The sequence below is a fragment of the Comamonas sp. F1-6 genome (genome assembly GCF_039581415.1).
Classification (GTDB): Bacteria; Pseudomonadota; Gammaproteobacteria; order Burkholderiales; family Burkholderiaceae_C; genus Comamonas; species Comamonas thiooxydans.
Window position 1 is genome coordinate 112,497 of record NZ_JBCPWN010000013.1, and the last position, 14,013, is coordinate 126,509.

Below are 14,013 nucleotides of genomic sequence, written 5' to 3' on the forward strand. Positions count from 1 at the left end.
AACACTTAAAAATATTCCAATGAAAGAGTCTATTTATTAAAATAGACTCTTTATATTTAAATTTATAGAAAAACGAATATATCGTGCCAGTGTAGCATCTGACTTGTGCCCAGTCTGCATACGTATTTGCCAAGAATGCTGTCCTTGCTCTGCAGCACTGGTGCAGTATCCAGCTCGGAGGCTATGCCCGCTAAAATTCTGCGCATCAACTCCCACTTGCGTCATAGCTGCTTTCACAATGAGCGCCACAGACTGAGGTGTCAGCCCCTGCTTGCCAACACTATCGTAGCGGTTGACGGACCTGAACACATGCCCAGATTTGATACCTGCGGTCTTAATCCAGAGTATCAGTGCAGTAACTGGGCAGTGAGTGCCACTGGCTCGTGGAATGAACACAGTTCGCCCGTTTTGCTCCTGGTCTGTCTTACTGACAGGTAATTCGATTTCCAGTCCTGCTTGTGTGTATGTGAGGTGCTCCATGCGTATACCAACCAGCTCAGATCGGCGCATAGCCGAAGCAAAACCAACCATTAGCAATGCACAATCACGTGCCGCCCGGACAGATGTATGGTGTTTCTTGATAGCTTCCACTGCAGCCAAAAGATGCCTCTTAGTCATCGGCTTCACCTGTCGCTGCTTAGTACCAAGTTTCCGTCGTATGCCTTGCATAACTTGCATGACAATTTTGCTGTGCGCTGGCGATATAAGCTTTTGATCCATGTGAGCCCTATGGATTGAAGTGATACGTCGCTCTAGCGTGGCAACAGCCAATCCATTATTCGCAGACTCGGCCAAGTAGTTAGCTAACCGTTTGGGTGTGCAGGGGATAACTCCTCCATGAGCAAAAAAATGCCGCAGGTCAGAGTCACGGGCTCGCTTAGTAGCACTGGCTTGACTAGCATCTAAATATTCTTGAATTGTGCAGAAATTATTATCTCCATTTGATTTCTTTCTATTAAACGATCCTAATTTACCATTTTCGTTAATTGATGATTTTTCTTTATTCATTAAATTTCCAATCTAATTATTGATAACTGTGACTTATCGCTACCTAGGATTTAACTAGGTCTCAACCTGCTTCAACGCACGTGCAGACGAAGTGAGTCACTGCGATAGGCATATCGTTGCAGGCGTTGAGGAATGGCTGGGGGAGATGAGCCGTTGTGATAAATAACTTGCAATTCAGATTTGATCACTGAATGCATTGCATTATTTATGCATCTATCGCTTTAGAATCCATAAAAATGCCAATAATTCAGAATTTTCTTTAATTATTGATATAATACCATCAAGCGCAGATAAATACGTATTATTTATCGTGCAGCGCAGCATGAGAAAATATCAGTGATCCAATATGAGTGCAGCGATTATTAATCTCAACCCTTGTTGTATCGCTTGCTTGAACTCGCCAAACAATTTAGCTTTTCGCCGGCATCACCGCATGCAACTGCTGCAGCGCTTGTTGCCGCTGCTGATGGATGTGCTGAACGCGGAGCTGCTGGCGGACATGTCACGCGATCTGGAGCTGCTGTACTGGCCGCTGCTGGGTCATTCGCAAAGTCCATGTTTCTTTGAAGTGCCTGCTTTTCTTGGCACATCGACCCCGGATCAGCCGATGGCGCCTGCTCTGGTCGTGGAGCGTTTGATGGCCGCACCGTGCCCACCGCTGCCGGTGGATGTGGCACCAGCGGCTCGCAATCTGGAGCGACTACGCATGCACTTCTATTTGTCTTCGGCGCAGTGGCAGCGGCTGCTGTGTGCGTATCTGAACTATGGCGGCGCAGCGTGGCCGGGTCTTGAGCTTTCGCCTCCATCCATGCGCAGTGTGCTGGCTGCATGGTGGCATGTTGATCTGCCTGCTGTCGATACTGCGCTGGATGGCCGTCTGAGCTTGCTTGGCTTGCTGGAGCTACCCGATCCATGCGATGCCGGTTCGGACTCCTGCAGCTTGGCGTCTCGACTGTCTATACCTGCTGCTGTAGTTCAAGCACTGAGCCTCAGCTATGCGACGGATACTGAGTTATTTGATGCGTTGCAGCTCACTGTGTAGTGCCGCTCTTGCGCCCACGCCGGTGATGTGAAGTCAGCGCCGCTTTTACTTTCTTGATCTCTCGATGGACCGCTTTGCCGGTCCATTTTTTTATCCGTTTCCACGCATGCGGAGGACGTTGCTCGCCCGTGTGGGTGGTGCCGTGTCTGTGATTCGCACGTGGAGCTCTTGTGTCTGACGTTTAACCAAGGAGTACTTCCATGTCAGCAAATTCTTCTCGTTCTGGAGCGGTACGCCGCATGACGTTAATGAGCAATGCCCCGCGCTTCGCGCTCGGCCAGATCGTGGCAACACCTGGCGCCCTGGAAGTGCTGGAACAAGCCGGCTTCAGCGCGCTGGCATTGATCTCACGCCACGTGCACGGAGACTGGGGCGATTGCTGCGCCGAAGACAAAGCCACCAATGAGATATCGGTTCAACAGGACATGCGTGTGATGAGTGTCTACCGGCTAGTGGACCCCGAGAGACTGCTGCGGACGCCGCAAGACAAGCGCAGCAGCCTGCCAACGGTCTGGATCATCACCGAAGCCGACCGCTCCGTGACCACATTGCTTTTGCCAGAGGACTACTGATGGCGGCGCGAATCTCTGGAGCATCCTACGGCTTCCAGCGAGTGCATGCCACATTGCAAACCGGCCATGCGCTGACCGTGCAGCAGCAGCGCCAAGAGCCCGTGCGCTGCTTTATGCAGCAGTCGATGCTTGATGGCGCTTGTGGCACGCATGTGCTGGCAATGATCTTGGTGATCTTCGATCTGGCCAAAGCTTCGGCCATGCACGACATGAGCCAGCGCAAATACGGCGTGGCGGCAGCGGTCTGGAAAGCATTCGGCCCCAAGTACTTTTCCGGAATCCATGCCAAAGAATGGGCAGAGCTGGTCAACCGATTGGCCTTGCCACTGAAGCTGACGGCTAAGTACGGAGCCAAAGAGCATGTGGATCGGTACGCACTGGACTGGCTGATGCGCGGCGAGTTGGTAGCGCTGGCCTTTGCATCGGTCAAGCACCAGCGCACCAAGCACTGGGCACTGGCAGTCGGTGTGGAAGGCATGGCTTCTGGATCAAAGCGTCAACCGCAACGCATCTTGTTGCTGGACCCTGGTGGTAGCGAGCCGAGCTTCCAAGCGTTCAATGCACGCCTGCGACTACCGACCGCAGGCCTTGGCAGTCGCCGAGCCAAACAACTGCATCTGCCTGCTGATGACGCCAAGCCATGGACGGTATTCTGGCATTACGAGTCCGAATCGTGGTCTGCGGAGCTGGTACGTCTGCTGGCTGCCGTGCGTGTGTGCAAGCTGCAGTAACTGGCCTATACCTTGGAACGTTTGGCGCGGTGAGCGGTGTCGACCGCTTTGGACGGTGCTGGACTTTTCTCGGCATGCGCCTGGTTGCGGCGACGCAGTTCACCGCCTTGCGATGCTGGAGGCAGCGTGGCCGTCACGCCTTCAAAGAGCTCTGCCGGCGTGATGCCTAAGCAATGGCAAAGCGTGGCGAGTGTGAGCAGCGATGGATTGATGTGGCCGTTCTCCAGTTTGGAGATACGCGAGCGCTCCACTTCCGCCTCATGCGCCAGTTGCTCTTGTGATTTTTGCGCCAGCTCGCGGTAGCTGCGCAGCTTGGTCCCCAATGCCTTTGTTACGGCATTGGGCAGCTTCACCACTGGAGTGGTGCTCAACTGCGATGGGACAGACTCCTTGGCTCTCATGGCCGCTGAGGGTCTGCCAATGTGTTTTTTGAGCCAACGTCTTATACGACACAATGCATTAAGATTTGAGTCGTATAAGACACATATAACAGGAGAGAGGAATGATGAGAAAGACTTTTATAAGTAGCGCCTGTGCGGCTGTCGCCATGCTTGCGGGATGTGGCAATAAGACCCCAGCCTGTGCGGATGCCGAGACCGTCAGCTTGGTCAAACAGATTTACCAGCAGCAGTTTGACAAGCAGCACAACGCTATGAGCGAGGAACGCCAGCAGCGTGTGCAGTTCACGGTCAAGGACACCACCGTTACCCTAGAAAACATCACCACCGATGCCAGCAACGCCAATACCGGCAAAGCGATCTGCTCAGCACAGCTGACAACAGTCTTCCCCGAAGATGCTGTGAAGGCAGAGCCACAGATGGAGCAATACATGCGCGCCATCTATGAAAAACAGGGCGCAGTGCTGGATGGCACCAAGCTTCGTGGTCAAGTGACATACACCGTGCAGCGCACCGAAGACACCGGAGCATTGCGGGTCGCACTCAACGGCTTTATGCCGTTCATGGGCTACTTTCACGACATAGCCATGGATCGGTATGACCGCATGCTGCGTGCACAAGCGGCGGCAAAGAAAGCTGCCGATGCACAGGCGCCTGTTGCGCCATCCGCCAGCCAAGCTGAAATGGAGGCAGAGTCTGAAGGCTCACCCTCAGACCCGGTTCCTGCAGCTATACCGACGCGAGCGATACAAAGCCCAGCGCAACAGCCACAAGCAGCGGTAAACAAGCAAAGCCCAGTTGCACCACCAACATCTACCCAAACAGTGGCAGTGCCCAATCTATGCTCTGCCGATGAGACACCTGTGTTTGCATGCTCCACTGGCAAAAAGCGTGCATCGCTATGCATGGCGAGCAGCAACCAACTGGCATACCGATTGGCCCCGCTTGATGCGGCACCAGAGATGGTCTACCCGGCCAATGCTGCAGCCGCCAGCACCGTGTTCAAGCAAGGCGTATATACGGGCCTCAATGGACAGTCGATGCCGTTCGTGTCATTCGACAAGGGCAACTATCGCTATGCCGTGTATGGCGGCACATCCACCACGCAAGGCATCTTGGTTGAGCAAAACAGCAAGCGTATTGCAGACCTGCGCTGTCAAGCAGATCGTCTGTCCGAGCTGGGAATGCCCAAGCTGCAAAGTCTGAACTTGGGTCAAGACACGCGCCCACTGCAACTGCCATAAAGCGCCACCTGTGACGTCCAAACTTCAGTTATGCCAATCTACTCCATACCAGCTTGCTCAATTAGCGTGGCGATGGGCATAACTTCAAAAAATACAGAAAGAGAGGGAGACATGATCTCCAAAAACCATGCTCCAGCCCACTCACGACTGCAAAGCTGCCAAGAACCGGGGGCCGTTGCAATGAACAACTGGCTCCGACCAAAAGACTTGGCCAGGAAATGCTTTCAGGCCCTACTGGCTTCAGTTTTTGGCATAGGAGGTGCCAGTGGTTATGCGGCCCCCTTGGATGATCTCAGCGGAGGTCAAGCCGGTCGCATCGAGTTCAACTCCAAGACGCCAGACCATCGCTGGGCACTCGTTCGTGGCCGGCTGGGAAGCGATACCCCCATCTTTGGTGATCTGCTGATGCCTGCCAATGCGCAGGGCAAAGTTCCGGCGGTGGTGTTTTCGCACGGCAGCGAAGGTGTCAGCAGTCTGTACTTTGATGTGTGGGCCAAAGCGCTTAACGCGGCTGGCTACGCCGTCTTTGTGGTGGACAGCTTCAAGCCGCGCAATGAAGAGCGGGTCACGGGAGCCTCCAAGCAGCTGACTTGGAACACCACGGCCAATTTGGCGGATGCGCTGTATGCCCTCAAGCTGCTGGCGACACATCCGCAGATTGATAGCCAGCGCATCTATCACATGGGTTGGTCACGTGGCGGGCAAGCCGTTCTGGATGCGGCATGGCCGACCTACCAGCAGCACGTTGTTCCTGTCGCGGTGAAGTGGGCCGGCAGCATTGCAGTCTACCCCGGCTGCAATATGCGCTACCGCGTCGATCAGCACAGCAAACTGCCGTCGCCGCTGCTGATGTTGCTGGGTGAGAAAGACGATATGACATTGCCCAAGCCGTGCATGGAGCTGGCAGATGAGCTGGCGGCCAACGGCAATCCGGTCATGTACAAGGTCTACGCGGGTGCTACGCATGTGTTTGACCGGCTCAACCAGAAGTGGGCGCAGTACCGGGAAGGCAACTACAACAAGTGCTCGATGGACATACGCATGCCCTACGGCGCAACCGATCGTTCCTGGGGACCGGCACATGACAGGTATTCCGGCAAGACCTTCACTGACGTGAATGAATGGAATGGCTTTCTGAAAACCTGCCAGCAGGCATCGTTCATCAACATCGAAAGCAACGACAAGGCCAGGGAGCAGGCGATCAAGGATGTACTGGCATTCCTGTCGGCACGCTAGATGCGTCCCCGCCAGCACTGTCTAGACACGTCATGTCATGCGACTTACCGCTAAAGAAAATTAAGCTGCAGTCTGGGGGCCAATGTGCATCTGCAGGCCCAGTGCATGCATCACCTTCATAACGGTGGACAGACTGGGGTTGCCTTGCTCGCCGAGCGACTTGTACAGGCCCTCACGGGTGAGGCCGGTATCTTTGGCCAGCTGCATCATCCCGCGAGCGCGGGCAATGTCGCCAAGAGCTTTGGTAAACACAGATGCATCATCTGGCGCTTGCTCCAGGCAGGCTTGCAGATAGGCCGCGCAATCCTCATCGGACTGCAGGTACTCGGCGGCATCAAAGGGCTTGATGCCCAACTTCTCATAGGCAGCGCGGTTCATAGCTTTACCCTTTCAACTCTTTGACCATCGCCTGAGCCTTGGCAATGTCTTTTTGCTGGGTGGACTTGTCGCCACCACCAAGCGCAACCACGACCACATCGCCATCGCGCCAGCAGTACACGCGGTAGCCGGGGCCAGGTCGATGCGCAGCTCCGTCACTTCGCCTCCAACGGGCTTGCAGTCACCCCAGTTGCCAAGTGACAACCGAGTGAGTCGGGCCAAAATCTGCCGTTGCCCGACCTTGTCGCGCAAAGTCTGGAGCCAATCATCAAAGGCCGCAGTACGTAGAATTTGGATCATGGTGTGAACTATAGTTCACATCATTCAATCGAGGAGCGCTTGACAGATGGAGTCCTGAAAACGCTTGTCAGCTAACATCGTTCACCGCATCAAGTGCAATTCCATAAAATATATTTTTATCCATTTATTTAGTCACAGCTGACATAACTGCATTTATTTTTGGTGTACATCTCTATTTATTAGATAGACACCACACTCCGATAGCTAAACCTTTTCACCATTCAACCATGCACGCTCATATTGCGTGGCATCAACAAAACTATCCCAACGTTTCGGTTCATAAACAAAACCACTTTCCATAGCCCACTCCGGTGGCTCCATGATATTAATGGGGTCAGTCAGTGACTTCCATGAAATGTCCTCTACCATCAAAGCTGGCACTGACAAGTCAATACCACATTGATCCAAAATTTCCTTGCGGTGACGGTAGTAGGTTGCAGGGCTTGCACAAAAGGCTTTAGGGTCTCGCCCATCCAACCACAAAGCCATCAACGCTCGATATTTGAAGTCAGCCTTTTGAATTACTTGCTCACGTATGTCCAATGGAGGCAGGTCTTGCAGCGGAATACCATTAACAGTCTTTACATGGAGAGCGCGAGCCACATCAGGGTTCCAGGCAAGCCCCTTATTCAAAGATAAATTCTTTTTTTTCAGATCACGTTTATGTCGAGTTTCAATTCGCACACCATGAGCCAGATATTGATCCATCATCTGATCGAAATACAATCCTGTGCCGATTCGATCAAAATTCATAGGCATCTTCCCCAGCAGCTTATATTTATGGCGTAAGTGATTATCCATAAAATAATTCTGCTTGTCATAAATCAGAACTTCACGGTCACGCGACCCAGGCCACAACCGCACTCCAATACCGGGAGAAATCGGAGTTGCTTTAAGTGAAGCAGCGCCATAACGTCGAATATCATTACACAATTTAGCGATCAAGCTTGCAGGCATTGCATAGTGTTCTGCAATATGTACCTCATCTACGGCATAGTTACCAGAAATTATCGCCTTGGAAACTGAGGCAGGACAGTCCATCTCCAGAGTTTCAAAAGCCAAACGAATAGTCTTTTTAACTAAACCTCGTAAATCATTGGAACCCATCCCATTATGACCTTGAAGCCACTGTGCAGGCGAGCCATGAAAACGAATGCGTTGACCGTTGGTCTCTACACGCACATTGAAATGCGGAGCATATTTGCCAGCGCTTACTTTGACTTCGGTAAACGATTTAGTTTTAACCCCGCTAGGCTGACGAACCACTACTTTCTTTCCAATTTTAGGAAAATCATCACCATCAATGGTTATGTTGAAATAGTCGATCATGGTTTTATATTCAACTGCTGCAGATGTGCAGCCGTATAGAGAAATGATTCAATGGTGATAGTGGTCTCCACAGCTCTACTTCGCTGGTGGCACCGTGCACAGCCGCTGCAACGTGAAGGCATGCAAGGGTGTGCAACAGTGCAAGCGCTATTGGATGCACATATGCATCAGCTGGTGGACTTGAGCCAGCGGCCTACAGTGGTGCGATTCACACTCAGTTTTTTGGCCACCTCAGCTTGACTCAATCCGGACTCCATCAACTCTTTCGCGTCCTGCGCGCGAGAGTTCTTGTGCACGCCATCAGACTGGCTCCAAGTCAAGCCACCCTCTTCGTCTTTGCCCATCGTGACCGCTATAGGCTTGGCATCCGTAGAAGACAAATGGCGATTTTTTTCCCAGACCAGATTGAAGCGTAAAGCTCCATCGCTAAATGCACCATCAGCCGGTTTCAACGCCACAGACCAATCCAAAGCATCCTCATGACTGCTACTGCCGCGCTGCTTGCCTGTTTTACCCGTGTGATGAATGACGATAATCGTGCGACCGGCTCGCTTATGGCCCAGCATCCAACGCATCATGGGTGCCCAAGCTTCAGCCGTTTCACGACCATCACCACTCCAAGCAGAATAATTATCGATAAAGAGCACATCCCAGTCAGCGCCAATCAATGCATCAATTTCCCTTTGACCATCCATCGTATTGATTGAAGGCAACAAGCCTGTGAAAATTTCAGGGGTAAAAATCTTCAAACCATCAGGCGGATTAGTATTCAGACTTTTGCACAATGCGATGGTGCGGTTCTTGAGAGTGACTAGGTCCATTTCTCCATCCATATAAATGACCTTACGGGCTCTGACAGGTTTCTTATCTAGGAAATTCACACAAGCACTCATGGATACAGCGATACCCAGTGCCACCCATGTTTTGCCATGTCCTCGAGGGCCGAACAGCATGCCAATTTGGTTGGACTGGATGGGTTCACCCCAGTGCTTCTTGCGCTTCTTGGCCTTCAGCTTTGCCAAATCTGCTGCAGAAATCAGCTTCATCTTGTCAAACGGCTGAAAGTAATCCGGTTCATCGGAGTCAGCTTGATATTTTGAATTCTTCATATGATCTTTCAATAAAATTTACTGATGATTCTTGACTTCTATATATGCACTCTTAATTCAAGGATGATGCAGAAACCAAAAATCATTTTTTATTTACACTCAATCAACTTGCAGGCTGAGAGTTAATCCATTCAGCAAAGGCACACTCATCAATTAACACACGACGCCCCACTTTGCGAATTGCATGCGCCAGACCATTGCCAGGAACATATTCCTCACCATTCTTGGACTTAGCACGCAATCGAGGCTTGGATGCGTAGATAAGAGCACGAATTGAATTCTCAGAGAATGCTGGAAATTTTTGACTCAGCTGATAAACAGTCAACCAGCTCTTCATAAAGGATTTGTAATCCTGCTTTGAAATTTTCACTTCAACTTTTTCCTCAATCACCTTTACTCTCCTTATTTGATGAATGCGCATCGCTGCGCATTGATGGCAAATATATTTCGAGCAATTACCAAATCCGGGAAAGCATAAAAAACTATATTTTCCCGGATTTTTTTATTTAAATTCAATGGCTTAGGAGAATTTCAGAAAATCAACCCCAATAGCCACTCATAACACATGGAATTTCATTTAAAGATTTCGGAATTCAAATGTTGCTGGTCTACCAGTTGTCTACCCAACGCCAACCGGCCCAAGCCCACTGCAGACCTCACGGGAAGCGCCATCGAAGTGGGTCACAATCGCTGGTTAAGGAAATAAGCGACCACCCATGGCTATCAAGAAATCTGAGCTCTATTCGTCCCTCTGGGCATCGTGTGACGAACTGCGCGGCGGCATGGATGCCAGCCAGTACAAGGATTACGTGCTGGTGCTGCTGTTCATCAAATACGTCAGCGACAAGTACGCCGGGCAGCCTTTTGCCCCCATCACCATCCCTGCTGGCGCCACCTTTGCCGACATGGTGGCGCTCAAAGGCAGCACCGACATTGGCGACCAGATCAACAAGCGCATCGTGGGCCCGCTGGCTGCAGCCAACAAGCTGGCCGACATGCCGGACTTCAACGACGCCACCAAGCTCGGCACCGGCAAAGAAATGGTGGATAGACTCACCAACCTCATCGCCACGTTTGAAAACCCGGCGCTGGACTTCTCCAAGAACCGTGCCGATGGCGACGACATTCTGGGCGATGCCTACGAATACTTGATGCGCCACTTCGCCACCGAAAGTGGCAAGAGCAAGGGCCAGTTCTACACCCCAGCCGAAGTAAGCCGTGTCATGGCCAAGATCATTGGGATTGGCGGCGCACACACCACCAGTGCCACGACTGTGTACGACCCCACCTGCGGATCGGGCTCGCTGCTATTGAAAGTGGGCGATGAAGCCTCGGCCAAGGTGACGCTCTACGGGCAGGAAAAAGACTCGGCCACTAGTGGCTTGGCGCGCATGAACATGATCTTGCACGACAACCCCACGGCAGAAATTCACCAAGGCAACACGCTGGCTGACCCAAAGTTCAAGGTCAGCGTGGGTGGGCAAGACGTGCTCAAAACCTTTGACTACGTGGTCGCCAATCCACCGTTCTCCGACAAGCGCTGGAGCACGGGCATCGACCCACTGCATGACCCCTACGGCCGGTTTGAGACCTTTGGCGTGCCACCCGCCAAACAGGGTGACTTTGCCTACCTGCTGCATATCATCCGCTCACTCAAGAGCACCGGCCAAGCCGCGTGCATCTTGCCGCACGGCGTGCTATTCCGTGGCAATTCCGAGGCCGAGATTCGCAAGAACCTGATACGCCATGGCTACATCAAAGGCATCATCGGCCTGCCAGCCAACCTGTTCTATGGCACTGGAATTCCGGCTTGCATCATCGTCATAGACAAGCAAAACGCACAGGCGCGCAAAGGCATCTTCATGATGGACGCCAGTAATGGCTATATGAAAGATGGACCCAAGAACCGGCTGCGCGAGCAGGACCTTCACAAAATCGTGGATGTGTTCACCAAGCAAACCGACGTGCCCAAACTCGCGCGCATGGTGAGTCTGGAGGAAATCGAGAAAAACGACTTCAACCTCAACCTGCCGCGCTATATCGACAGCAGCGTGGCCGAAGACCTGCAAGACATTGCCGGGCATCTGCAAGGCGGCATCCCGGTTGCAGACATAGATAGCCCTGCGCTCAATCCCTACTGGGCCGTATGCCCAACGCTACGCCAATCTTTGTTCACAGCGCTGCGGCCCGGCTACCTGTCTCTGGCAGTGGATAAAACCGCGATCAAAAGCACGATCCACGCGCACGTCGAATTCGCCGCCTTTGTGCAGCGCATGAACACCTTGTTTGCCGACTGGCAGACACGCACCACGCCTACGCTCAAAGCACTGCGGCCGGGCTTTCACCCCAAGCAATTGATTGTCGATTTGTCCGAAGACTTGCTGGCCCATTACACCGGCCAGCCGCTGATGGACGCTTATGCCGTGTACCAGCACTTGATGGACTACTGGGCCAGCACGATGCAGGACGATGCCTATCTGATTGCCGCCGATGGCTGGAAAGCAGAAACCTACCGCATCATTGAAGTCAAGAAAAATAAAGACGGCAAAGTCACCAAAACCACGGACAAGGGCTGGGCCTGCGACCTGGTGCCCAAGCCGCTGATCGTGGCGCGTTACTTTGTCCAAGAGCAAGCCGCCATTGATGAATTGGCAGCCAACCTCGAAAGCCTCACCACCCAACTCACCGAGCTGGAAGAAGAACACAGCGGTGACGATGCGGCGTTCTCCGGCTTTGACAAGATCAACAAGGCCAGCGTGACCGACCGGCTGCGCGAAATTAAGTACGATCCGGATGCTCTGGAAGAGGCCGACGTACTGAGCCGCTGGTTAAAGCTTGCCAAGCAAGAGGCCGACCTGAAAAAGCAACTCAGAGATGCCGAGGCCGCGCTGGACGCCAAGGCACTGGCCCAATACCCCAAGCTCAGCCAAGCCGACACTCAGGCGCTGGTGGTGGACGACAAATGGCTGGCCGCGCTGCGTGCTGCCATCTATGGCGAAATGGACCGCATCAGCCAGGCACTGACGCAACGGGTGAAGGAATTGGCCGACCGCTATGGCACGCCCATGCCGCAGATGGCCAGTCGCGTGACAGAACTGGAGGCCAAGCTGAATCAGCATCTGGCAAAAATGGGATTTGTATGGAACTGAGAAAGGACTTCAAATCGTCCGAAGTCGGACAAATACCCTCCGATTGGAAGCTAATGGTGCTTGTGGATTTGGCTGAAATCCGCTCTGGCATTGCCAAGAACTCGAACGCTGCCATTACCAATCCCGTTTTTGTGCACTATTTGCGTGTGGCCAACGTTCAAGACGGCTTCTTGGACCTGACAGAGATGAGTCAACTCCAGGTAAATCGCGACGATATTAAGAGATACGCCGTGCTGCCTGGCGATATGCTAATGAATGAAGGCGGGGACCTAGATAAGTTAGGACGTGGAGCACTGTGGTCTGGCGAGTTCAGCCCCTGCGTTCATCAGAATCACGTTTTTGTTGTTCGTTGCGGTTCATCTCTATTGCCCGCTTATTTGAAGGCTTGGACGGGGTCCACAGCGGCTCGTAAATATTTCCTGCTCGCTGGTCGGCAGACCACAAATTTGGCGTCTATTAACAAGACCTCACTCGGACTTTTACCCGTTCCTCTGCCCTCATCGCGGGCCGAACAAGAAGCCATTGCCGAAGCCTTGAGTGATGCCGATGCCCTTATCGAATCCCTGGATCAACTCATCGCCAAAAAGCGCCTGATCAAACAAGGCGCCATGCAGGAATTGCTCGCCGGCAAGCGGCGACTGCCAGGGTTCAGCGGAGCCTGGGTAGTGAAGCGACTGGGCGAGGTTGCAAACATCAAAACTGGTGGTCGTAACAACCAAGACAAAGTCGAAGACGGCGCTTATCCATTTTTCGTTCGCTCATCGACGGTTGAGCGAATCAATAGCTTTTCTCATGATTGCGAAGCCATCCTTATTCCCGGCGAAGGAGGTATTGGCAGCATATTTCACTACATTTTCGGCAAATTTGACGTTCACCAGCGCGTTTACGCTATCACTCGTTTCACAAGCGAAACCTCAGGGAAATTCATCTATTTCTACATGGCGACTAAATTCGGTGCACACGCCATGGAAAACTCGGTCAAGGCCACAGTAGATTCGTTGCGACTTTCAACCTTCTTGGATTTCGAGATAACAATGCCTCCGACCCTTGCCGAACAAACCGCCATTGCTACCGTCCTTAGCGACATGGACACCGAACTCGCCGCGCTGGAAGTACGACTCGCCAAGGCCCAGCAGATCAAGCAGGGCATGATGCAGGAGCTGCTGACCGGCAGGATTCGTTTGCTATGAATAGCGTAGCTTCTTGCGCTTTATGAATATGCTATAGAGGCTATTTTTACTTCAAGCTCATGAAGCAAAGTTTTTGCACAGCTTCTGGTATCAGTCCGCCAGCCTGATGCGGGCAAATCGGCTCTGACTGCGGTTGCGCAATTTTTGCTCCAGTTGTTGCACGGTCTGCCCCGTTTCCAGTGCGGTGGAACTGGCCACGGCACGCCGCACCGATTGCGGGCTGGGCGTAAAAGGCTTTGAGGGTGGTGCGCTGCGCTTTGGCATGATGAAGTTTCGTGACACTCGGTACAGTGTGCAGGGTTGATCTGGCATAGAGGGAGAACACAT

At 52.6% G+C, this 14,013-nt stretch carries 14 protein-coding genes and 1 pseudogene; 7 read left to right on the top strand and 8 right to left on the bottom strand.

Annotation, left to right across the window (positions count from 1 at the left end):
- Window positions 1-36 precede the first annotated feature (36 nt).
- Window positions 37-1,008, bottom strand: coding sequence for a site-specific integrase (locus AAIL66_RS14720; protein ID WP_343497066.1), 972 nt, complete (start codon window positions 1,006-1,008; stop codon window positions 37-39).
- A gap of 346 nt (window positions 1,009-1,354) precedes the next feature.
- On the opposite strand from AAIL66_RS14720, the gene AAIL66_RS14725 reads away from it, so the two are divergent.
- From AAIL66_RS14725 to AAIL66_RS14735, 3 genes are all read left to right on the top strand, one after another.
- Window positions 1,355-2,050 (top strand): hypothetical protein, encoded by a 696-nt coding sequence (locus AAIL66_RS14725; protein ID WP_343497067.1) that lies wholly within the window; start codon window positions 1,355-1,357, stop codon window positions 2,048-2,050.
- 200 nt (window positions 2,051-2,250) lie between these two features.
- Window positions 2,251-2,622 (top strand): type I restriction endonuclease subunit M, encoded by a 372-nt coding sequence (locus AAIL66_RS14730; RefSeq protein ID WP_343497068.1) that lies wholly within the window; start codon window positions 2,251-2,253, stop codon window positions 2,620-2,622.
- On the top strand, window positions 2,622-3,353 hold the full coding sequence (locus tag AAIL66_RS14735) for a hypothetical protein (protein ID WP_343497069.1): 732 nt from the start codon (window positions 2,622-2,624) through the stop codon (window positions 3,351-3,353). Before AAIL66_RS14730 ends, AAIL66_RS14735 begins: the two co-directional genes overlap by 1 nt.
- 5 nt (window positions 3,354-3,358) lie before the next feature.
- Here AAIL66_RS14735 and AAIL66_RS14740 read toward each other — a convergent pair whose 3' ends face one another.
- Complete coding sequence (locus tag AAIL66_RS14740; protein ID WP_343497070.1) at window positions 3,359-3,754, bottom strand: helix-turn-helix transcriptional regulator; 396 nt, start codon at window positions 3,752-3,754, stop codon at window positions 3,359-3,361.
- A gap of 101 nt (window positions 3,755-3,855) precedes the next feature.
- Here AAIL66_RS14740 and AAIL66_RS14745 point away from each other — a divergent pair, with 101 nt between their 5' ends.
- Window positions 3,856-4,995 carry a DUF4179 domain-containing protein gene (locus AAIL66_RS14745; RefSeq protein ID WP_343497071.1) on the top strand — a complete coding sequence of 380 codons (1,140 nt, stop codon included), beginning with the start codon at window positions 3,856-3,858 and terminating at the stop codon, window positions 4,993-4,995.
- 282 nt (window positions 4,996-5,277) lie between these two features.
- The gene (locus tag AAIL66_RS14750; protein WP_343497072.1) at window positions 5,278-6,231 is read left to right on the top strand and encodes a dienelactone hydrolase family protein; all 954 of its coding nucleotides are present in this window, start codon (window positions 5,278-5,280) and stop codon (window positions 6,229-6,231) included.
- A gap of 60 nt (window positions 6,232-6,291) precedes the next feature.
- Here the strand turns inward: AAIL66_RS14750 and AAIL66_RS14755 are convergent, their stop codons facing one another.
- The 5 genes and pseudogenes from AAIL66_RS14755 to AAIL66_RS14775 all read right to left on the bottom strand — a co-directional run bounded on the left by AAIL66_RS14755 (window position 6,292) and on the right by AAIL66_RS14775 (window position 9,738).
- Window positions 6,292-6,609, bottom strand: coding sequence for an addiction module antidote protein (locus AAIL66_RS14755; RefSeq protein ID WP_343497073.1), 318 nt, complete (start codon window positions 6,607-6,609; stop codon window positions 6,292-6,294).
- 4 nt (window positions 6,610-6,613) lie between these two features.
- A pseudogene (locus AAIL66_RS14760) lies at window positions 6,614-6,909 on the bottom strand (type II toxin-antitoxin system RelE/ParE family toxin).
- Between the two features lie 204 nt (window positions 6,910-7,113).
- Window positions 7,114-8,238: a phage/plasmid replication protein gene (locus tag AAIL66_RS14765; protein WP_343497074.1), complete on the bottom strand. Its 1,125-nt coding sequence runs from the start codon at window positions 8,236-8,238 to the stop codon at window positions 7,114-7,116.
- Between the two features lie 167 nt (window positions 8,239-8,405).
- Window positions 8,406-9,347, bottom strand: coding sequence for an AAA family ATPase (locus AAIL66_RS14770; RefSeq protein ID WP_343497075.1), 942 nt, complete (start codon window positions 9,345-9,347; stop codon window positions 8,406-8,408).
- Window positions 9,348-9,450: 103 nt separating this feature from the next.
- On the bottom strand, window positions 9,451-9,738 hold the full coding sequence (locus AAIL66_RS14775) for a hypothetical protein (protein ID WP_343497076.1): 288 nt from the start codon (window positions 9,736-9,738) through the stop codon (window positions 9,451-9,453).
- A 325-nt stretch (window positions 9,739-10,063) separates the two neighbouring features.
- Between AAIL66_RS14775 and AAIL66_RS14780 the strand changes: the two genes are divergently transcribed.
- Complete coding sequence (locus AAIL66_RS14780) at window positions 10,064-12,496, top strand: type I restriction-modification system subunit M (RefSeq protein ID WP_343497077.1); 2,433 nt, start codon at window positions 10,064-10,066, stop codon at window positions 12,494-12,496.
- Window positions 12,487-13,686: a restriction endonuclease subunit S gene (locus tag AAIL66_RS14785; protein WP_343497078.1), complete on the top strand. Its 1,200-nt coding sequence runs from the start codon at window positions 12,487-12,489 to the stop codon at window positions 13,684-13,686. The genes AAIL66_RS14780 and AAIL66_RS14785 overlap by 10 nt, the downstream gene beginning before the upstream one ends.
- Window positions 13,687-13,776: 90 nt before the next feature.
- On the opposite strand, the gene AAIL66_RS14790 is transcribed toward AAIL66_RS14785, so the two are convergent.
- Window positions 13,777-13,950 (bottom strand): hypothetical protein, encoded by a 174-nt coding sequence (locus AAIL66_RS14790; RefSeq protein WP_343497079.1) that lies wholly within the window; start codon window positions 13,948-13,950, stop codon window positions 13,777-13,779.
- Window positions 13,951-14,013: the final 63 nt, after the last annotated feature.